The organism is Thermoleptolyngbya oregonensis NK1-22, assembly GCF_032705245.1.
GTDB lineage: Bacteria > Cyanobacteriota > Cyanobacteriia > Elainellales > Elainellaceae > Thermoleptolyngbya > Thermoleptolyngbya sichuanensis.
This window is the reverse complement of sequence record NZ_CP053540.1, coordinates 831,363-852,370: the sequence shown is the minus strand read 5'-3', so window position 1 is coordinate 852,370 and position 21,008 is coordinate 831,363. Positions and strand designations below refer to the sequence as shown.

Here is a 21,008-nt window from a genome sequence, read left to right as displayed (position 1 = left end):
GACTTTCAGTAGACTTTCAGTAATAGACTGAGCCATCTCGTCGCTTGAAAAAGCGATAGGACGGCTTAATTCCAAATCCCGTCGGCAGCTTGCTTTTCGCGTCTATACAAATGCACAGGTCTTGGTTTGGGAGGCGATCGCAGCGATCAATTTGAAATATCACTGGTACTGCTTCGACCTGTCGTTCAAGCGGGGGCTGATTTTCCGCATCCTGGTCAAGTTGCTCATACGACCATTGCTCTACCTCAGCGCCAACGCGGTTGGTTTCCGCTCGCAGCAGCCTCCAGTGCAATCGGTAGCGGTCTAGAAACATCAGGTTTTAGTCAAAGAAAGCCCAAAAAGACGGCTCAAAAAGACGGCTCAAATTGAACCGCGCTCCAGCCAGGCCCGCATCTTGCCTGGATTCAGCAGCCCGTAGGGATCTATCTCTTCCTTAAACGCAAGCTGTACCGGGTCAATGGTTTTGCGACCGCCGTCCTCCAGGATGTAGGTGTGGGGATTGGCGATAAACGCGCCCTGCTCTTCGTGATACTGGATAATCTCCCTCAGCCGCTCTGGGGTAGAGTAGCGTACCAACTGGAGCGCTGCCGGAACTGCCGTGCCGCCCGTCCGCAGAAACTCTAGGTGCATCATCACCTCATCGCCAAAGTGGTGATACATATGCTCAACGAGCGTGAGCTGTTTGTCAGCCGGAAACAGCGTTTGCAAGTAGGTCAGCGTTGGGTCAACGCTGCGGGCATGGAGCGTCGTGTGGTTCCAGGTGAATTCCATCAGCAGCGTGCCCTTGCTGGCCTCCTGGGCAGATTTTTGATAGCACACTGCGCCGCCAAACTCCTTTACTAAATCGGCAAACGGCTCCAGGCTGGGTTCTGCCACCATTACAAAGGCGCAGTGCTTGCCGTCGGGAATACTGTTTCGCAGGGCGGCGAAGTAGGTCGGGACTGGATGGGCAAAGACGGTGACGAGCTTTTTGGTGATGCCGTCGGAGTCGCTGAGCGCCTGACCAAAGCGGGCAGCGGTCATAAAGTCATCAAAGGTAATAATTAGCTCGGCCCAGGGATAGGCAGGGGCTAGAGGAATTTCGAGTTCGGTGATGATGCCGTTGGTGCCGTAGGCATGGTTCACCTTTTGCACTTCATCCCCCCGCAGTTCGATGATGCGGGGCGTGTCTTCCATCGTGACAACGCGCACGGCGTGGAGATTGCCGCGATCGCGCAATTGTCCATAGGTAACCGAGCCAATACCGCCGCTGCCGCCGCCAATAAAGCCGCCAATCGTCGCCGTGCGGTAGGTGGAGGGAGCCATACGAATCTCCCAGCCCAGTTCTCGCGTTTGCTTGTCGATATTGACCAGTTTTGCGCCCGGCTCTACGCAGGCTAGCCCTGGCTTGATCCATTTCACGGTCTGCATCCGGGTCAGGTCTAGAATGACACCCCCTTCAAGTGGCACACACTGACCGTAGTTGCCTGTGCCAGCACCGCGCACGGTCAGCGGAATGCGATGCCGAACGCAGACCTGAGCCACCTGCAAGACCTCTGCCTCGCTGACGGGCCGCACCACCAGATCTGCCACTTTGTCATCCAGCAGCGGCCGCAGGATCGGACTGTAGGTGTAATAGTCCTTTGACAGCTTGGCGACTTGCGCGGCATCGCGAATCACCTCTATCCCCGCCAGTTCTGCGGCAATGGCATCCCAATCGATGGTGCGCGGTACGGTCAGCGTCATTCAAAATCCTCCTTAAGATTTGCCCGCTTAGATTTACCCAGTGGGGCGATCGCCCAATTAATTAAGAATTATTTACTTACTGTGGTCTTAATCTAGCCAGATTGCAACCTGCGGTTGGGTGAAGTGGGCTACGGATTTGTGCGGATTAATTTCTGCGGATTAGCTTCTGCGGATCAGTTTGCGCTGATTGCCGATCAGGTTGCGCTAATTAGAGAATGGCGCTCTCTTTCAGTACGCTTTAGGTTCTGGCATAGCGGTCTAGACCTTTCCGGGGGATTTATGCGACACCGATGGTATGAATGCAAACGTTGCATCAACCCACAGCAGGATAATTCCTATGGCAAGCGAACAATTTCGGCGGCAACTCCGGCGCGAAGCCGAACAGTGGCGGATTGACGGGCTAATTGAGCCGGACCAGTATGAGCAACTGGCCGCACAGTATGACTTTGATGCGCTAGAAACGGGCGCACGCGATCGCTTCGTGGTCATTTTGCTGGGGCTGGGCTGCATTTTGCTGGGGCTGGGGGTGATTACCTTCGTCGCGGCAAACTGGCAGGCGATTCCTCGCATAGGCAAAATGGCGCTGTTGTTTAGCCTGTTCGTTGCCGCCAATGCAGCGGGCTTTTACCTGTGGCGGCGACCCAAACTACACGGACGCGAACGCTGGCAGCACCGCCTGGGACACGGACTGCTGCTGCTGGGGGCGCTGGTGCTGGGGGCAAACCTGGCGCTGGCGGGGCAGTTGTTTCACCGCAGCGGCGCGTTTTATGAACTGTGCCTGGTGTGGGGATTGGGCGTGCTGGCAATGGCGTTTGGGCTGCGGCTGCGATCGCTCGCGCTGCTATCCATTTTGCTGATGGGCGTGGGCTATTGGTCGGGGATATGGGAAGCTACCCAGATGCAGGCGCTCTCAGGCTTGAATGGGCTGATGAACCTGATGCCGCTGGTGGCGGGTGGGCTGTTTACGCTGCTGGCCTATCAGTGTCGCTCGAAGGTGATTTTTGCGCTGGGGGCGATCGCCACGATTTCGGCGCTGCTCGTCACCTTGGCGGATGTGGGGAACCAGTTCAGCAGCCCTGCGACTCCTGGCTTTTTGGTAGCGATCGCCTGCACCCTGCCCCCAGCCCTGCTATGGAGCTATGACGACGCGCTATGGTGGCGACTGAGAAACGCGCCGCTGCCGTTAACTCGTCCATTTCGTCCCGTTGCCCAGGCGATCGCCCTGATTTTCCTCACGGCAACCTGCTACGGATTTTCGTTTCGCAGCATTTGGACTCCCCTTTCCGACCAGCCCAGCTTTGCCCAGCAGCTTCGGATTTTGCTCGGCCACAGCGGCGATTTGCTGCTGAACCCCAACCTGTTTGTCTACACTGCGCTGATGCTCATCGGCTGGTTCTACCTGGCCTATCCGCGCCACCGGGGGCAGCGCTGGGGACTGTCACAGCACGACGCAGTGATGCTGGTTTTCTTGCTGGCTGTGGGGCTGATTCCGCTCTGGCACTGGGGCGTTGCACCCATTCAGGCGATCGCCACCTATCTGTTTAATGTGCTGCTGTTCCTCCTGTCGGCCGCCTTTATCCGGCAGGGACTCGCTCAGGGCAGCCGCAGCCTGTTTTGGTACGGCATGGTGATGCTGGTCCTGCAAATCATCAGCCGCATGTTGGAATACGAAACCGGGCTGCTGCTGAAGTCTGCCGTCTTCGTCCTCTGCGGGCTAGCTGTGCTATTTGTCGGACTTTGGTTCGAGCGCCACGTCCGCACCCTCGCCCCCGCCACCACGCTCACCCCCGCCTCTCAGGAAGAAACGGTTTAGCGGGGTGTCTCTTGCCTCAAATCCAGCCAGGGCAGGATTCGTGCAGCAGTTGCTTGATTTCGTTGCCTAATTTCGATGCCTGATTTCTTTGCCTAATTTCGCGGCCTGATTTCGATGTCCTCTAGCTTTTCCTTTTCGAGCGTCCTATGAACTCCGAATCTCGTCCCTCCAACCGTCACCCCCTCGTCCCCGCTCCTCCAGACGCACCCACTCCGCAGCATCCCCTCCCGCCCGCGCCGCCCCCCCTCGCCCCTGCCCCGGCTGCCCGCTGGCGATTCTGGCTACCCCTGGCGATTCAGGCGGCGCTGATTTTGGTGATTCCCCTGCAAGCCACCTATACCCAGGCAACGGGACAGACCGTGATTTTGCAGACGGGGCCTGTTGACCCGTATCATCCCCTGCGCGGCTATTATGTGACGCTGGGCTACGACATTTCCCAGCCGGGTGAACTGGAGAAATTGCCGGGCTGGAGGGCGTTTGAGGCAGCGACACAGCAGCGGCGATCGCGCTTTGCGGCTCGGCCAATTTACGTCATTCTGGAAGCACCGGAAGACACGGGCAGCCAGCCGCCCAAGCCTTGGAAGCCTGTTGCTGTGTCGGGCGATCGCCCCACCAACCTGCCCACTAATCAGGTTGCGCTGAAGGGCATCTATCGCAACGGCTGGGTGAACTATGGGCTGGAGCGATACTACATACCCGAAGCCGAGCGACTCAACATCAACAACCGCATCGCCGAACTGCAACAGGCCAATCCACAATCGCCCAACTTTGTCATGGAAGCCAAGGTCGGGGGCAATGGCGAAGCCGTGCTGACCCGAATGTGGCTCGCCGACCAGCCCTATCAGTTTTGAGGATTTGAGGACAGTCGAGGCTGTGAGCAATTGCGCCTGGGTAAAAACGCCATAACAACTGTCGCCAGCCCCAAAATTCCCAAAATTAAAGACAAGCGCCCTCCGCACACGGCACACTGAAGTATGGGGTTTGCCGCCCATTGCGCTCACCCAGCATTAGGGGCAATCCAAGATCGAAAAGCGAAAATCGAAAAGCAAAAATCCAAAATCCACCCCCTCAATGGAGGACACCAAGCCCAAAGCCAAAGATCAGATCCTGCACCTGCTGAAAATGCGGGGGGCACAGACGGCGGCGGCCTTGGCAGAGCAGCTTGAGATTTCCCCGATGGCAGTGCGGCAGCATCTCCAAACGCTGAAGGCAGAGCAGTGGGTGACCTATCGCCAGGAGCGCCGCCCTGCGGGTCGCCCGGTGAAGCTGTGGCAGTTGACCGAGCATTCCGTCAGCCGCTTTCCCGATAGCCACGCTGACCTGATGCTGGACGTATTGCGGGGGGTGGAGACGGTGTTTGGTGCGGAGGGGCTGGAGCGGGTGATTTCGGAACGCAGCCGCCGCCAGGTTCAGACCTATCGGGCGCAACTGGCTGGGGTGGAGTCCTGGCAGGCACAGGTGAGGGCGATCGCCCACTTCCGCAGCCAGGAAGGATACATGGCCGAGGTTTTGGAACAACCCGACGGGCTATTGCTGGTGGAAAACCACTGCCCCATCTGCGCCGCCGCCCAGACCTGTCCGGGGCTTTGCACTGCTGAGCTGGAGGTTTTTCGTTCTGTCTTGGGAACGAGCGTGGTGGTCGAACGGGTGGAGCATCTGATGCAGGGCGATCGCCGCTGTGCTTACCGCATCCAGCCAGTCCATTAAACCCACTAAACTTTTTCCAGACTTGCCCATCACTCCATCTCTCCCCGCGCCCTCCAACCTGGTGTATTTTTGTAATGAGGGTTGGGAATTTTCAGAAATGACACATTTCTTTAGGCAAACAGATCGGAAACGAGTGGGTCAACTGTTGCGATCGCTCCATAGCCGGATGGGTGCGATCGCCCTAGCCTTGGGAGTCTTGCTGTGGCTGGGCGGCGCGGCTCCTGCCCTGGCGACTGGCGTGTATGAGATGCCCGCCGTCAGCCCGACGGAGTGGGTGGTGGACGAGGGCGACGTGCTGAGCCGTCTGAATGAAAGCAACATCAACGGCAAGCTCAGCAGCTTATCCAAGAAGACGGGCAACGATGTGCGCTTGGTGACGATTCATCGATTGGATTATGGCGAAACCGTCCAAAGCTTTACTGACCAGTTGTTTGAGCAGTGGTTTCCCGAACCAACCGATCAGGCCAATGAGGTGCTGCTGGTGCTGGATACGGTGACGAATAACGCCGCCATTCGCGTGGGCGAAGCCGCAAAGGAGCTGCTGAGCGACGACATTGCCACCAGTGTTGTGGATGAAACGCTGGCTGTGCCGCTGCGCCAGGGCGATCGCTACAACCAGGCATTTCTCGACGTGACCACGCGCCTGTCGGAAGTGCTGGCAGGCAATCCTGACCCCGGCCCGCCCGTCGTGGTCGAAGTCGATCAGAGCGAGGGAACTTTCGCCACGCCCGAAGAGACGGCTGAAAGCAATGCCACCGTTTGGGTCATCGGGCTACTCTTTGCCGCGACGGTGATTCCAATGGCGACCTATTACTGGTATCAGATGCGATAGTCGCAGCAGCCTAACCATTCAACCTAAGCATTTGAGAAACTGTTGGAGAAGCATGAGACAAGATTCCATGCTTCTTTTTTGTTCTTACTTAACCTGGCAGTTTAACCTGGCAGTAATTTAACCTGGCAATATTTGAGCTTGCATTCCGAACCGCTCTAATCCCCCGGCCCCTTCTCCCAGCACAGGAGAAGGGGAGCCGGATCGGAAGTCCCTCGCTCTCTGGGAAAGGAGAAGGGGAGCCGGATCGGAAGTCCCTCGCTCTCTGGGAGAGGGATTCAGGGTGAGGGCAGATGTAGTGACAGATGTAGTAACAAAAGCTGCTGGGTCAATAGTTTTCTAATTTTAGTCAGAGCAAGCCTTTGGTTAGAGCAAGCGCAACTGGGCGTTTGCAGGCTCTTCTAGGGCGGCGGCCGTGGTGTCGGTTGAATCGATTTCCAGCGGCACGTCGCTGAGCGTAAGATCCTCAGGACAATCCCCTGCCAGCAGGTTTTTTGCCGCAGCCAGCATGTCGTCTGCCAGCCCGCTCAGGTGGGGGTGATGCTCCAGGTAAGTTTTCAGGGCTTCAATCGGGTCTAGCTCGTTGCCTGCACCCAACTCTGGCAGTCGCGGTCGGGCAAGCTGGCTCTGCACTTCGGGATAGATGCTGTAGGTATGGGCTGATTTCAGGGCTTCGTGCAGGGCGGCCTGGTCAATTTCCTCAGCCTGCTCTGGCAGAATTTTGTAGACTAGGCGCACCACCGCATCGGCCAGCAGGGTTTGCTGGAGGTGGCTCAGGAGCGTCGCTTGTGGGTCTGCTGCATCCGTCAGATCCACGCTGAGGGTCTGAAAAGGGCGCACAGGCAGCGGGCAAAATTCCACCACTGCTTTGCCGCGCTCTAGGGACACCAGCACATAGCCTTTGTCTTCGGCTTCTTCGCTAAAGTCTACCCGCTCGATGCTGCCCGGATAGACCACGGGCGGTTGGTCGCAGAGAATCTGGTGGCGATGAACGTGACCCAGCGCTACGTAGTCAAAACAGGGACGGGTCAGCAGCGCCATCGGCACGGTGAACCCCTTGCTGGCGGCGAGGAAGCGCTCTGCGCCAAAGCGGGCGGTGTCAGTCATCAGGTGCGCCAGCAGGACGGTGGGCAAATCTGGGTCGAGCCGCCGAATTTCGCCCTCCAGCGCTACCCGCAGCCGTTCCAGGAGTAAGTTATCGACCTCTGCCAGCGATCGCCCTTCGGTGTCGGGGCGGCTGAGCAGGGTAGAGCGGGTTAGCCAGGGCAGCGTGATGACCTGAACCTCGCCGCTGCGGGTGGTAATCCGGTGGGTTTCCAGGCGATCGCCCACCACAAACCCCGGCACGCCCAGGGTTCGGTAAATGCACAAACTCGCGCCGCCCTGACCCTGCGTATGCTGGTCGTGGTTGCCCACCAGCAGCACCGTGGGAATGTCAGCATCCACCAGGCGACGAAACTGCTGAGCAAAGATTTCCTGCACCTTGGGCGGCGGCGTGGCATCGGGAAAGGCATCCCCGCCGAACAGCACCAGGTCAACGGATTCGGCGATCGCCCGATCGATACACCGCTCCAGCGATCGCCCAAAGTCTTCCAGCCGCGTGTTTGCGCCCGTCTCTGGGTTCACGCGCCCGTGCAGCAGTCCACTGCCGAGGTGAATGTCTGACAGGTGCAGCAGTCGAATCATGGCGATCGCCCCAGGGGTTGCAGTACAAGTGTTTAGAGCATTTATACTATATCAGCGGGGCGTTTGGATTTTGGATTTTAGGTCAGGACTGATGCACTGGCGATAAGCGCTTTGGGTTTTGGACAATTTCTCGCAGGCGCAGCCCACGAAAAATTGTCGTAATTACTCAACCCAATAGCCAATCGAACTGATGTGAGGTAAGGGCACGAGAAATGGCATCAAAGGCAGAAATGCCCTGACGCTTTGCAGTATTGACCAGCGAACGCACCTGAGCGAATAACTCTGCTCCCCAGTCTGAGCGGAATCCGTTGGTCACCTTGCGAAAGATTACACTCCAGCGCAACGCCTGTTCACTTGCATTATTAGTCGGCGGGATTGCCTCATCGGTCAGAAACAGTAACAGATGAGCGCGAATCTTCTGATAGCGTTTGAGCAACCTTTGTCCCTCGACTGATTTGGGCTGCAAGTTGAGAATCTCTCGGAGTGACCCACCCAATCGAGCGCAATACTGTTCGACGGTCGAGGTGGCAAGGATCTGTCGTCGCCGTTGCAAGGCAATGGCTTTGAGCAACAGCCGTTTCATCCGGGGCGCAAACAAATCATCCCCTGCATCAATCGCATACTGACAATCACGCAGTTGATGCGCTAAACATACTTGCCAGTCTTGGGCTGGATGGGCTGCCTGAGCACTGAATAAGTCAGACACCCAAATCTGCGGTTGATGCCCAGCCATCACGGTATCAATGACCGTTTTGCCACGAGTGGGACGAATCACATGCAGACACACCTGGTCGTTTTGAAACACCCATTCCCACTGGTTTTTCCCATTCACCCGCGCCCCGGTTTCATCACTACCCACTAGCCGAGCACTGCGTAAACGTTCCACAATCTTGGCAATTGGAGTTTCTAGCTGCCCCTGCACCCGTTGCAAGAGATTGGCAATGGCTCCTTCCGACAGCTTTAGACCGTAAAGGTCGCCCATCAAGTGGCTCAACCGTTGGTAGCTGATAGCATGGCTGTAGCGTAGATAGGTGACTAGACTCGCAACACTCGTACCAAAGGGAGACCCTGGCTCTAATCCGACTGGAACCGGAGCCTCATACGCCTTTTGGCAACACTGACAAGTCCCACCGTAGCGTTCAACTCGGGTGATGTGAGGGGTCAATCGGGGCAATTCAATGCGCTCGTAAATCCCACTCAATCGCTGCATTGATAAGTCAACTTCGACCCCACAGTGGGGACAGCTTTTAGCTTGGGCTATCACCACTTGATCTGGTTGTTGGCTCAATGTCCGCCCACCATTGCGGTGATGCCTCGTTTCCTCACCCTTGACGGAAGTTGATTGAACACGGCTCTGATTGGGCTTAAAGCCTTGAGATGGAGGCAGACTCGAATTCTTTGACGTTTTCTTGACCCGTTTTTGCTTCAGCTTTTCCACCTCCGCTCGCAACGTTTGCAACTCCTGCCACAGCCCGCTTATCAGGGCATCCTTTTCGCGATGGCTCAGTCCATCGAGGGGGGGCAGTTCCTTCATGGCAAAAGCTTATCATCTTCTGCTATGACCCTGCTCAGGTCAACCTAGTTGAGCAATTACAAATTGTCCAACTGCGTAAGTCCTGTAGGTTTTGGATTTTGGGACGGCTTGGGGCGTTTTGGCGGGCTGTGATCGGGCGGCATCGGCCGCGTGCTTGCAAACCTGATAGGCTGGAAGCCAGACTTCTGCATTGGTTGCAAAAGGCACGGTTTTCATGAATCCCGATGACGAAATTAGCCGCCTGGTTGAAATCATGCCTGCCTCTGGGCGGATGTATGTGAAGCTGATTGACCGCCCCGCCCAGCCGCAGGTGATTACGGCAAACCTGCCCTTGCCTTGGCAGCAGAGCCGCCCGATTTACCTGAACTTTGACCTGTGGGAGGAACTGAGCCGTTCTCAGCGGGATTTACTGCTGCTGCGAACTGTGGCATGGGTGAACGCGACGCGATGGTTTCAGCCCGGTTGGCCGCAGTTGCTCTTGGCAGCGGGCACGCTGGGAACCGTCGTGGAACTGGCACAGGGCGACGCAATGGGAACCGTTGCCGCCGCAGGGCTGACGGCCTTTTCGGGCTATCGCATCTGGAAAAATAGCCGCAGTTCACAAATCGAGCTAGAGGCGGACGAGCGAGCCATTAATTTTGCCCGACAGCGGGGCTATACGGAACAAGAGGCTGCCCGCAGTCTGCTGAGCGCGATCGAGGCGGTGGCGCAAATTGAAGGACGGTTTTCGCTGGATTTTACCGAACTGCTGCGCTGTCAGAACTTGCGGGCGATCGCCGGACTCTCCAACACGCCCGTCCCCGAACGCCTGCGCGACCAGCGGTGATCGTGCAAATCGCGACCTTGCAAATCGTGACCTTGCAAATCGTGACCTTGTAAATCAAGGCCAGTGCGAATCAAGCTGGGATCAAGCCAGAAGTTGAACCGATCCGGGAACAAGCCGCTGGCGTTGCTCGTCATAGGCGCTCTTGATTCGTGTGAAGAATTTATAAGGTTTTACCTTCCTGAACGGATTGTTTTCAGCGGGGCTGTTTAAGGGAGTAACAGACAGGTTGGCTCAAGTTTTGTCCTGTCTGTCCAAGCCAGGGTTGCATAACCAGACTTTCAGCGACTCTGATGAACGCCAAGCAGGCTGTTTGCCGAAGATTGCCTAAAACCTGCTCTACTCTGGTTCAGGTTAAAACTTCAGGTTTGATGACGAGGTTTGATGACGAACCAGACATTTCAGCCCTACGGGTTCGAGTGTTTTCCAGGGAACTCTTTTGCGTTGAGACATTGACCGTTCAAGGTTTCTAAGCATCGCAGCGTTGGCGATCGCCCCTCTCTGGGCACGGCACACGCCCAAAGCTCTGCTGAGGGATGCGATAGTCAACGGCTGCCATCACGCAGGGTTGGAAAAACCCGGCGCACCCATTTCGCTTGTCTTGATCCGAGCAAATCGGACGGTCGGGCGATGTTCTGGGCTGTGCTGGTTTGGGCTGGCCATGGGCAGGCATCGATTCTCGATTGCGGAGTCTGGTTTCAAGATCCGAAAGACGAACGACGGTTTATTCAGTTCATACTCATCACAACTCACGAACTATTATGCGTTTAGCTCCCATCGCTCTTTCTGCGCTGGCGATGCTTGGCTTTTTGGAAGCAAATCGCCGGGCCGAGGCCAACCCTTTTTCTGAAGAAGAATCCGTAGAACCGATTGCGCCAGTGGAAACCGCTGCTCCGGCTGCGCCACAGCCAAAAGCAGCGATCGCTCCACCAGAACCAATCCAGACCGCTCCTCAAGCCCGTTCCACCGCCCCTCGTCCAATCGAAAAGGCCGCGCAAAAGGCTGAAAAAGTTGCTGCATCGGCTCCTAGTTCACAGGTTACGCCGCCGCCTGCGCCCGCTCCGGAGAGAATTGCCGTTTCTGCACCTGCGGCGACCCCGGCTCCCATTGCCAAGGCCCCGGTTCCCGCGGCTCCTGCGACCGCAGCCCCCGATCTAGCCGCGCAGCCTGTGTCTCGTCCGGTGGCCGTTGTTGAGCCTGAAAACGCTTCTGGTGCAGTCGCGCAGCCCGTGGCACAGCGGGTCGAGCGTGAGGCTCCGGTAGTCGCAGTGGCGGCAGTGGCCGAGTCGAAGCCTGCGGCATTGTCCAGCCAGGAATCAGCCCCGCCTGTGCGGGCGATCGCCCCTCGGCTTGCAGAAAGGCAGACGGTTCCAACAGCCGCCATGACCTCTGACGCTACGGCTGGCCCGTCTGCCTCGTTGCCTGGCGCAGCGATCGTGGCGGATGCAACCGTCGAGCGGTCTGCCCCTTTGCCCTCTGTGCCAGTCGAAGTGGGCGCTCCGGCTGAGGTCACGAACGTCATCGTGGCTCCGGCGGTTCCTGTCACCTTTGTCGAGCCGACCACACCCCGCATTTCCTACAGTGGTCTGATTCCGCTGCTCAAGGATGACCCGCTGAACGATCCGCGAGAGTTCCGCCCCGGCTCAATGCACATGGAGACGCTGCCCGTGGTCGAGTCTCCGTCCACCGGCCCCAGCCTCGCGACCGAGGCCAGCCTGACTGCTGATGCGACTACGCCTAGCCTGCCAGATACTCGCCTAGCGGCAGAGTCTCGGAGCGATCGCCATGAGGCAGCAGTGCGGTCGTGTCTGGGCGAAAATCCCAACCTGTTCCGTTTGGTGGAGCAGGAGGAAGGGCGCTTTCTTCAGCAGGTGCTTTACAACGGACAGCCCGGTCGCATTGCTCGCGGCACAGATGGACGACTGGTATGCCCTGGCGCAGCACCCGTGGCGCAGACGGTAGAAACGACTCCCGGTGTGCAGGCTGCCGTTTCGCCCGCAGAGGCTCCCGTGGCGATCGCCCCCGTCGAGGCAGAAGTCGTGACGGAAGGCACGTCGCACCGCCGCCACCGCTACTACTACGGCTATACCCCCTACTATCCGCCAGTCGTGGTGTCTTATCCACGCCCTGTGGTGGTCGAGCGTCCTGTAACTGTCGTCGTAGAACGTCCCCGTCCGGTGGTGATCGAGCGCCCAGTGCCCGTGGTGGTCGAGCGTCCAGTACCCATCGTAGTCGAGCGCCCCGCTCCCATTCTGCTGCCCCATTTACCCGTACTAGAAATCCGCTATGACCGGCGCACCCGCCGAGCGCTGCGTCGCCATCCCTATCGCTTGGTGCATTATCACTATCCCTACTACTATCCACATCTGGCTTATGGCGGCTGGCCCTACCCCATTGGGCTGCGGGAGGAGAATGCAGACCCTTCCCTGAGCCAGCCTGGACTGGAAACCGAGGGCCTTGGCGGAACCACCCATCGGTTTGAAGGAACGGTAGAGGCGGCAGCGCCCGCAGAGATTCCCACGCTCTCCGTTTCGACGGGTGCTGCGGACGTGGCGATCGCCCCCAGCGGCAGCCGCACCGCCGCCCCCGTTTATGCCAGAGCCAACGAGAGCGTGGTGGCGATTCGCAATCGCTTTTCGGGCAGCGGTTTTTTCGTTGAACCCGCCAGCGGCCCTGGCGGGAACCCCAACACCCTGATCGTGACCAATGCCCATGTGGTGGAAAACCTCCAGCAAGGGCAAGTTTCTCGTGTCACCCTGGCAGACAACAGCGACCGTCGCGCTCGTCTAGTGGGCTTTGACCCCAGCGGCACAGACCTGGCGCTGCTGACCCTGGAACCGTCTCGCTATCCCAACCTGGATCGGCTCAGCGGGCAAAAGCCGACCTTCACGGGGCAGCCGTTGCGTCTGGCCGATGCTCGCTCGGTGCAGCCGGGTGACCCGGCCTATGTCATTGGCACGCCTTTTGGGCAAGAGCGGTTTCGCAATGCGCTGACCAGCGGCGTGGTGAGTAAGATCAACCCCGATGAAGTGCTGACTGATGCCCAGATTAACCCTGGCAATTCGGGCGGGCCAGTGCTTGACCAGCACGGCAACGTGATTGGCGTTGTGGCCTTGTCCTTTTCGCGGGGCGGCAATCGCGGCCTCAGCAGTGCCATCAGCAGCGATCGCGTGCGTCACCTCCTGGCCAGCGCCCATACGGGCCACCTCGCCTCGACTGCGCCGCTGTCGCGGGTCACCAATGCCACGCCGCTGTCCTTTGGGCAAGATTCCCACGGCTTTGTTGCCAGAGCCGAAGGACGGATTGACGAGGGCGATCGCCTGTCTGACAACGGGCGGCGCTTCGAGACGTTTTCCTTCCAACTGCCCACGCCTGCCCAGGTGTCGATTCAGATGCGGAGTGCGTTCATCGACTCGTTCCTCGCCCTGAGACGAGACGTATCGCGCTTTAGTGATCAAACCGCACTGGAGCCAGTCGCGGAAAACGACGATGCCAACATTAACCCCAACGCACGGGATGCTGCTATTCGCGCTAACCTCCCGGCAGGAACCTATGTGGTGTTCGCAGGCAGCTATGGCGCAGGAGAAGCAGGGCCCTACGACCTGAGCGTGCGCGTCACTTCTCAGGGCACTCGCGTCGCCACTCCGGCGCGTGGGCTTGCGGAAGAAAACGCCGTGATGGTGTAGTCAGCCAAAGCGAGATTCGATTCGGCTAGAGTTCCATTCCAGATGAATCGTTGTGTGGTGAATCTGCACAACGATTCATTTTGTTTGGAATATCTTACTTGAATCTCAATGCTTCTGAGTGGCACACGAATAAGATTACTGGTAGGATTACTGGAAGTTCCGCAGGCGCTTGACTGGCAATCCAAAAGCACCAATCCAAAATCCAAAATCGACACGATCAGGCATCAGGTCAAGCTTTTAGCTAGCAGACCCACGAGCGCCCCACCCAGCACCAGCCAGGCCGAGTTTACCTTGAGCCGAAACACGGCAACCAGCGACAACGCTGCGAGAATCACCGTCACCCAGTCCACCACGGCGGCGCGGGTCAGCGTCCAAGTGACGACGGCCATGAGTCCGAGAGAGGCTGCGTTGACCCCATCCAAGAAGCCGCTGACCCAGCGCGACTGGCGCAGCTTGGGCAAAAATGGGTTGATGACCAGCACCAGGGCAAAGGCGGGCAGAAAAATAGCGATGGTGGCGGCTACGGCTCCGGCGTTGCCCGCCAGCAGGTAGCCGATAAAGGTGGCGGTGGTGAACACGGGCCCGGGCGTGACCTGCCCCACCGCCACCGCATCCAAAATTTGCTGCGACGAAAGCCAGCCCGTGCGCTGCACAAGCTCGCGCTCCATAAACGCTAGCAGCACATAGCCGCTGCCATAGAGGACTGCGCCAATTTTTAGAAAAATAAGAAAGACGCTGCCCCAGGTCGGTGCATTGGCGGGTGCAGTTGCCGGAGCCGCGCCCGTTTGCGCCAGACTGGTTTGCGCGAGAACTGGTAGAGGAAACAACAGCAGCGGTGAACCGGGTTCTCGCTGTCCCAGGTTTTTGATCAGCATGACCGCAGCGCCGCCCAAGAGCAGCAGCGCAATTTCGTTTAGCCCGGCGGCAAAGAGCGCAATGACGGCGATCGCCACTGCCCAGGTGGGCCAATCCTTGAGCGCCTTTTTCCCTAGCTTCCACAGCGCTTGCACCACAATGGCAATCACCACCGCCTTGATGCCGTAGAGCAGCCATTCTACTTGGGGAATAGTTCGATAGCGGACGTAAACTGCCGCCAGCGCCCACACAATCAGCATTGCAGGCAAGATAAAGCAGGTGCCCGCCAAAACCAGTCCGCGCCAGCCTGCTCGATCGTAGCCCAGGTAGATCGCTAGTTCCGTCGAGTTTGGGCCGGGAATCAGGTTGGTGATGCCGAGGAAATCAAGCAGCTTTTCGCGGCTGAGCCAGCGGCGACGGGTAACGATTTCGTCGTCCATCATGGCAATGTGGGCAGCGGGCCCGCCAAAGGCGATCGCCCCCAGTTTCAGAAACACGCCCGCCAGTTCCCCCAGGCGTTGTCGCTGGGCCGCCGGACTCAGGGTGTCGTAGGGAAGGGTGTCGTCGCTAAAGCCTTCTAAGGGCTGAGAGGGCGGGGACATAGCTGAGAGTCTGGCGCTGCTAAATTTGAATCCTTTTGAATGCCAGGAGCCTGGCATCATTTCGTTTTCAACATATCAACCAAATTCGATTTAACGCTAGCCCAACGAGTTACATTCTGCTCAGCCCAAAGACAGATTTTGCGCTGGGCGCAGATGGTATCACGGAGTGCAATTTGAGCGCATCCCCTCCGATTACCATCCAGCGTAGACTACGATCTGGCAAAAGACTTTGGCAAAAGACTTTTGAAATCTCCGAACTCCACCCTGGTTTAATGCGGCTATGGCCTTAGATTCCGACGTTCAGACCGACCTGCAAACCGACCTGCAATACACTCAGGCGACCAGCCTTTCTGACCTGTTTGCAGCAGATACTGCCGACGCGCCCCACGCCTTTATCCTCAACTATCCGGCTACCGCAAGCTGGGCTGCCTATCCCAATACCGAGAAGTATTTTCTGCAAGACGGCAGCGACGAATCTACCAAGGTCAGCTATGACAAAATCGTGCAGCAGGAGCCGTGGAAAAACCTGGCGGTGCTGGGCGATCGCCTCGCGGGTATTGTCATCCGCCCGCCACGCAATATTTTGATCGACTACTGGCGGGAGCATTTTGGCTTTCGCTACGAAAATCTGGAGGTGCTGCAACGGTCGGTGTATCTGGACTACCTAAGCCAGAGCGATCGCTTTGCCAAGGTGCTAACGCTGTTTCCCTTTGACCACCTCGCGCCCGAAAAGCACGCCGTCCCGCCCGACACCCACTATCGCCTGCTGAGTAAAGAAACCCTGGCCGAACTGGGCGTGCCCTGCCCGCACTACGTCACCTATCACCTAGACGAAACGCCCCTAGAGGACGTGCCGCTGCCCGCCGAGTTTCCTTACCTGATTAAGACCACCCACGGGCTATCGGGTGAGGGAACCTATATTATTCAGAACTCCAGCGACCTGGACTATTGCCTGCGGGAAATCCGCAAATATCGAGAAATCAATTTGCTCCGCAGCATTGTGGTGTCGGATTTTGTGAAAAACGCAGTGCAGAACTACTGTATGCAGTTCTACGTGAGCAAGACGGGCGCGGTGGAACTGATCGGCGTGACGGGGCAGTTGGTCACGGAGGAGGGCGGCTACCTGGGCGGGCTGATTGACTACCAAAATACGCCCGTGGAACGGTTCGCGCCGCATATTCTGGCGATCGCCCGCTATGCCCACCAGCAGGGCTATTTCGGCATCATCGGCTGCGACGTGCTAGAAGACACCGATGGACAACTCCACGCCATCGATGCCAACTTTCGGGTCAATGGCTCCACGCCGCTGTGCTTGCAACGGCAACCCTTGCTGAAGGAAAGAAAGGCGATCGCCAAATATTCCACCGACTACCGCATGGACGGCACGCTCGATTCGATCCTGGTAGAACTTAGGCCCGAACTGGCGCGTAAGGATTTCCTGATCCTCTCCGCCCTAGAAAAAGTAAAGTACGGCAAGATCTACACCGAACTTTACGGCATCGTCGCGGGCGAAACCCTGGAGGAGATGCAGCAAATTGAGCAAACGCTCCAGTCCAAGGGGCTAATGCTGGGCTGATTTTGGATTTGCGATTTTAGATTGCTGGTCAAGCACCTGCGGGGTGTCTCAAAATTTCATTCGCAGCACCCCTCAGGAGACTTGCCATTAGGGGCGTTGATCAATCGTTGATTAGTCGTTGATTAATCTTCGTCCTCTGCGTCCAGATCCTCGTCTTCGAGCGCCTGAATCGCCAGCAGCAGCGCCTCTTCCCGCTCCTCAAACTCGTCTTCGGGCAGTTCGCCCATATCGAAGGCGAGTTGCAGCGCCAGCAGCTCTTTTTTCAGATTTTCTTTTTCATCCAGCAGCGGCTCTGCCTGCTCCAAAATCTTGCTGGCGATCCAGTTCATGCCGTTGATGGGCGCGGTGACGGGGGCGAGGAGGAGGTCAAAGATCATAGCGGGGTTGGGAGTGAGAAGGTAATAAAGGCGGGTGCTATCTTACTCTGCTTCTAGCTGGGCAAAGTTGTAGGGTGCGGTGAAGTTGTTGTAGCGGATGGTCAGGCGGCCGCTGAACTGCGTGTCCAGTTGATCGACCTGCTGCCCAAAGGCGGGTTCCGCATCCCAGGGAATCAGGTAGGCGGCGTTGTAGATCATGCCGGGAACGCTGGGCAGGGGGTCGTTTTCGACAATTTCAACGGCATGGGTGTTGAGGCGATCGCGACAGGTTTGAATAATCGCGTCTTTGCGGACGGTCATGGCGTGTTCGATGGATTGCCCAATGCGAACAATTTCGTCCATGCTGAGGGTTTTTCCTTCGAGGCGATCGCGCTCTGCTCTTAGCAGATCGTTTTCCTGCATCAGCGCCTCTAGCTCCGCCTCCTGGTTCCATACCAGCTTGATGCCCACCTCCCGTCGACCGTCTAGCCGCTGAAACAACTGCCGCAGGGCCTCTCCCTTGGGCACGATGAGTTGCTCCTCGACGCTGGTCCAGTCCTTAATCACCAGGCCAAACTGAAGTGGCAGCAGGGTACGATGGCCCTTTTCCATCGCTTGCTCCAGCACGCGCTCATGGCCCAGCAGGTTTTTGCGGCTAGAGAGATAGCGCTTTTGCTGGGCCTCGGAATAGAGAAATACGAAATCGCCAATGGCGTGGGAATGAACGGGCTGCGCGTCCAGACCTTCGAGGGCTAGCCCGACAGGGCCGGGGGTGGGGAAGATGCCGTAGAGATAAAAACCGTATGCCATGATGCGCGGGGAAACAGGGCCACTGGGAGCAAATGGGCGCAAATCGTCGGGGGTTTTGCTGACCCAACTTGCCTACTCGCTGAGAGTGCCCAGTTTGGCAGGGGCGATCGCCAATTTTGCGAAATCGCGACACAGCGTTACAAACCCCCTGCGAAAACTACAGCGGCTTGGATGTCAGCACTAGGCGGAGCTTGGCATGAATCAGGCTTAGTTGCGCCAGTCCCAAATCCACATCGCCCTCGATCACTACGCCCGTATTCAACAGGCGATCCAGCAGTTCCAGAATTGACGGATTGGCAGACTGTTCGCCGGGATAGTAGCCGCCCGCCTTGGGCAGCAGCGTACCAATTTCGCCCAAATCGATATTGAGATCTGCCGGATCGATCTCAAAAATTTCACAAAGCTGCACGACCTGCTCTTCCAGCTTCCGCAGGCTTTCGGCAGCGCGATCTAGGTCGCCGTCGCTCAGCAGCCCATCCTCCATGCGGCGGATTACCTGCGCCTCCATTAACTGTCGCACTAGTTCAACAACCGTCAGCAGCAGCGGAGCCAGTCCCGCGTCCGACTTGCCCGCAGGCATCAGGGAAACCTCCGCAGGCAGCGCCGCCAAATCCCCAGACAGGGCATCCCCAGATAGGGCATCCCCAGATAGGGCATCCCCAGACAGGGCATCCCCAGATAGGGCATCCCCAGACAGGGCATCCCCAGACAGAGCATCTGATGGAGGAGAATCCGTCGCAGCATCAGGAGATGCCGAGTCGGACATCGAACCCGTAGAGGTGGATGCCGAAGCGGATGCAGAATTAGGCACAAAATTGACAGATTCCATGCCTTCATCATGCCCAAAATTTATCAAGTTTCTCCGTCAATTGTTACGGCATCCGTCACAATCTGTGTCGTCTTGTGTTCACAATGCACCAGCGACAAACCGGGTGGGTATGGTATAGAAAATGAAGAAAACCTTAAGGAGGCGGTATGAGTCCTCTAATGCTCCGGCAACTCTGGATGGTTGTAGACGAAGCGCAGTCGAGCGTATTGCTTAGCTTGGATGACCACAGCCTCACCAAGTGGTTAATCGGGCAGTTTTATCAGGGGCGATCGCTCAGCCCCAGCGAATCTGACCTCCTCAGCGAATACATCCGCACTCGCATTCCGCTCATTCGTGAGATGGCCCAAGGACGCTAGGCGACCCGTCATTGACCTACTGCTCAACCCATCTCGCGCTCGTCGGTTGTTAATCTCAGTGATCTATCAGTGATCTAATCGAAATCGTCCAAAAGCTGCCCAAAAGCCGCCAAATCCAGCCCAACTGCTCCAAGGCTTGTAGAGCAGCAGTTTACGGCCATCCCAACATCGCCCTGTAGGACTGAGTTAAGTGTGTTAGCGCTAGCCTAAAGCTTGCAGTTGCAGGTGGGCTTAGTTTCAGGTACCAAACACCTGATTCTATCAGCAAGTTGTCTCCCGTTTTACGAACCCATGACAACCCCACTAAACGTATAGTAGTATACAAACGGAATTCCGGAAGCAGTAGACTGTTAAGAAAGCTAAAAGCAGTAAGTTGGAAGAGCGTTGATCTGCGTCCTAGCAGATGCCAGGTTTTGACCACGGATGTGCTTCTTCCACGCAGATTGCTACCCTGACGTTTTCCTAAAATTCTGTTGAAGTTCTGTTTGAAGTGAGTGAGACAACTATGCGTAAGTGGGGTTCTTTGCTGCTGGCAGCCAGTCTGTCGGTAGCCGCAATCTCTGCCTGTACCTCAGCGCCTACGAATACTGCAAGCTCGCCCGGTGCTGAAGGCGCATCTCCAGCGGCAATTGCTGCGGGCAGAAGCCGACTGGACATGGTGAAGGAGCGGGGTAAATTGATCTGCGGCGTTGAGGGGACGATTCCTGGATTTAGCTTCGTTGACCCCAGCGGCAACTACTCTGGGCTAGATGTGGATGTCTGCCGCGCCGTGGCCGCTGCGGTTTTTGGCACATCGGAAGATATCGACAGCAAGATTGAATATCGAAACCTCGATTCTACGGCTCGTTTCCCAGCGGTGCAGAACGGCGAAGTAGATATGCTGTCTCGTAACACCACTTGGACTGCTAGCCGAGATGCGGCGGGCGGAAATGGTCTGGAGTTTGCGCCGACCACTTTCTACGACGGTCAAGGGCTACTGGTGAGTAAGGCCAGCGGCATCCAAGATGTGGCCGGTCTAGCAGGCAAGTCGGTGTGTGTGGAAACGGGAACGACGACCGAGCTAAACCTGGCCAGCCGCACCAAAGAAGCAGGTGTGACGATTAATGAAGTAAAGTTCCAGGACTCTAATGCGGCGATCGCCGCTTTCTCGGAGGGTCGCTGCGATGCCTTTACCTCCGACCGTTCTCAGCTTGCCGCCAAGCGCACCTCCCTGCCCAACCCTGACGACTACGTGCTGCTCGACGTGGTGATGTCCAAGGAACCTCTGGGCCCAGTGACCATCAACGGCGACTCTCGCTGGTATGACGTGGTGAAGTGGGTGACGTTTGGGCTGATTCAGGCAGAGGAGTTTGGCATTACTCAGGCCAACGTCGATCAAATGAAGCAAGACCCGAACCCCGACATTCAAAACTTCCTGGGTGTACAGGGTGAATTAGGTAGCCAACTGGGTCTGCCTGCCGATTTCATGGTTCACGTTATCAAGGCAGTTGGCAACTACGGCGAAATCTACGAGCGCAACGTGGGTAGCGGCTCTGAGCTAAACATTTCTCGCGGCCCAAACGAACTGTGGACCAATGGCGGCCTGATGTACTCTCCGCCATTCCGCTAGAGTCTGCGCCGTTTTTCAAACGCGCTGGAGGGCAGGTTTCGTCAACATTCAATCCGTCACAGCAGGCGGCTATGTTGCAAAGCCTGCCCTTCCTGGTATCTTTTCTGCAAAGGGCGAAGTCTGAGGAGCGATATTGATTTTCGATTTTGGATTTGCGATTTTGGATTGTCAGCTAAGGGTCTGCGGGACTGCTGGCAATTTTATTCGTAGCG

17 protein-coding genes are annotated in these 21,008 nt (G+C 57.3%); 9 read left to right on the top strand and 8 right to left on the bottom strand.

All coding sequences use genetic code 11. The features are described from left to right. Positions 1-16: 16 nt before the first annotated feature. Positions 17-313, bottom strand: coding sequence for a hypothetical protein (locus HNI00_RS03665; RefSeq protein ID WP_316790774.1), 297 nt, complete (start codon positions 311-313; stop codon positions 17-19). 47 nt (positions 314-360) lie between these two features. After that, positions 361-1,725, bottom strand: a complete 1,365-nt coding sequence (locus HNI00_RS03660) for an FAD-binding oxidoreductase (protein ID WP_316790772.1) — start codon at positions 1,723-1,725, stop codon at positions 361-363. A gap of 337 nt (positions 1,726-2,062) precedes the next feature. Here HNI00_RS03660 and HNI00_RS03655 point away from each other — a divergent pair, with 337 nt between their 5' ends. From HNI00_RS03655 to psb32, 4 genes are all read left to right on the top strand, one after another. Beyond that, positions 2,063-3,538 (top strand): DUF2157 domain-containing protein, encoded by a 1,476-nt coding sequence (locus HNI00_RS03655; protein WP_316790770.1) that lies wholly within the window; start codon positions 2,063-2,065, stop codon positions 3,536-3,538. Between the two features lie 146 nt (positions 3,539-3,684). Further along, positions 3,685-4,389 carry a GDYXXLXY domain-containing protein gene (locus HNI00_RS03650; RefSeq protein WP_316790768.1) on the top strand — a complete coding sequence of 235 codons (705 nt, stop codon included), beginning with the start codon at positions 3,685-3,687 and terminating at the stop codon, positions 4,387-4,389. A gap of 220 nt (positions 4,390-4,609) precedes the next feature. Further along, positions 4,610-5,245 carry a helix-turn-helix transcriptional regulator gene (locus HNI00_RS03645; RefSeq protein ID WP_316790765.1) on the top strand — a complete coding sequence of 212 codons (636 nt, stop codon included), beginning with the start codon at positions 4,610-4,612 and terminating at the stop codon, positions 5,243-5,245. 166 nt (positions 5,246-5,411) lie between these two features. Next, entirely contained in the window at positions 5,412-6,077 is a 666-nt protein-coding gene (psb32, locus tag HNI00_RS03640) for a photosystem II repair protein Psb32 (RefSeq protein ID WP_420156295.1), read from the top strand. 363 nt (positions 6,078-6,440) lie between these two features. Here psb32 and sbcD read toward each other — a convergent pair whose 3' ends face one another. Both sbcD and tnpC read right to left on the bottom strand, forming a co-directional pair. Beyond that, positions 6,441-7,760, bottom strand: a complete 1,320-nt coding sequence (gene sbcD / locus HNI00_RS03635; RefSeq protein WP_316790761.1) for an exonuclease subunit SbcD — start codon at positions 7,758-7,760, stop codon at positions 6,441-6,443. A gap of 166 nt (positions 7,761-7,926) precedes the next feature. Continuing rightward, the gene (gene tnpC / locus HNI00_RS03630; protein ID WP_316790759.1) at positions 7,927-9,294 is read right to left on the bottom strand and encodes an IS66 family transposase; all 1,368 of its coding nucleotides are present in this window, start codon (positions 9,292-9,294) and stop codon (positions 7,927-7,929) included. Positions 9,295-9,508: 214 nt separating this feature from the next. Between tnpC and HNI00_RS03625 the strand changes: the two genes are divergently transcribed. Beyond that, the gene (locus HNI00_RS03625) at positions 9,509-10,120 is read left to right on the top strand and encodes a DUF3318 domain-containing protein (protein WP_172353776.1); all 612 of its coding nucleotides are present in this window, start codon (positions 9,509-9,511) and stop codon (positions 10,118-10,120) included. 758 nt (positions 10,121-10,878) lie between these two features. Next, the gene (locus tag HNI00_RS03620) at positions 10,879-13,803 is read left to right on the top strand and encodes a trypsin-like peptidase domain-containing protein (protein WP_316790757.1); all 2,925 of its coding nucleotides are present in this window, start codon (positions 10,879-10,881) and stop codon (positions 13,801-13,803) included. A gap of 224 nt (positions 13,804-14,027) precedes the next feature. Here HNI00_RS03620 and HNI00_RS03615 read toward each other — a convergent pair whose 3' ends face one another. Beyond that, on the bottom strand, positions 14,028-15,260 hold the full coding sequence (locus HNI00_RS03615; RefSeq protein WP_316790756.1) for a chromate transporter: 1,233 nt from the start codon (positions 15,258-15,260) through the stop codon (positions 14,028-14,030). A gap of 280 nt (positions 15,261-15,540) precedes the next feature. Between HNI00_RS03615 and HNI00_RS03610 the strand changes: the two genes are divergently transcribed. Next, positions 15,541-16,836, top strand: coding sequence for an ATP-grasp domain-containing protein (locus tag HNI00_RS03610; protein WP_316790755.1), 1,296 nt, complete (start codon positions 15,541-15,543; stop codon positions 16,834-16,836). 122 nt (positions 16,837-16,958) lie between these two features. Here the strand turns inward: HNI00_RS03610 and HNI00_RS03605 are convergent, their stop codons facing one another. The 3 genes from HNI00_RS03605 to HNI00_RS22040 all read right to left on the bottom strand — a co-directional run bounded on the left by HNI00_RS03605 (position 16,959) and on the right by HNI00_RS22040 (position 18,582). Further along, positions 16,959-17,213, bottom strand: coding sequence for a gas vesicle protein GvpG (locus HNI00_RS03605; RefSeq protein WP_297080012.1), 255 nt, complete (start codon positions 17,211-17,213; stop codon positions 16,959-16,961). A gap of 42 nt (positions 17,214-17,255) precedes the next feature. Further along, positions 17,256-18,002, bottom strand: coding sequence for a gas vesicle protein GvpF (gvpF, locus tag HNI00_RS03600; protein ID WP_316790752.1), 747 nt, complete (start codon positions 18,000-18,002; stop codon positions 17,256-17,258). A gap of 157 nt (positions 18,003-18,159) precedes the next feature. Then, complete coding sequence (locus tag HNI00_RS22040; RefSeq protein ID WP_420156294.1) at positions 18,160-18,582, bottom strand: gas vesicle protein K; 423 nt, start codon at positions 18,580-18,582, stop codon at positions 18,160-18,162. A gap of 395 nt (positions 18,583-18,977) precedes the next feature. On the opposite strand from HNI00_RS22040, the gene HNI00_RS03590 reads away from it, so the two are divergent. Next, entirely contained in the window at positions 18,978-19,187 is a 210-nt protein-coding gene (locus tag HNI00_RS03590; RefSeq protein WP_316790748.1) for a hypothetical protein, read from the top strand. A 505-nt stretch (positions 19,188-19,692) separates the two neighbouring features. After that, entirely contained in the window at positions 19,693-20,796 is a 1,104-nt protein-coding gene (locus HNI00_RS03585) for a transporter substrate-binding domain-containing protein (protein ID WP_316790746.1), read from the top strand. The last annotated feature ends 212 nt before the right edge of the window (positions 20,797-21,008 follow it).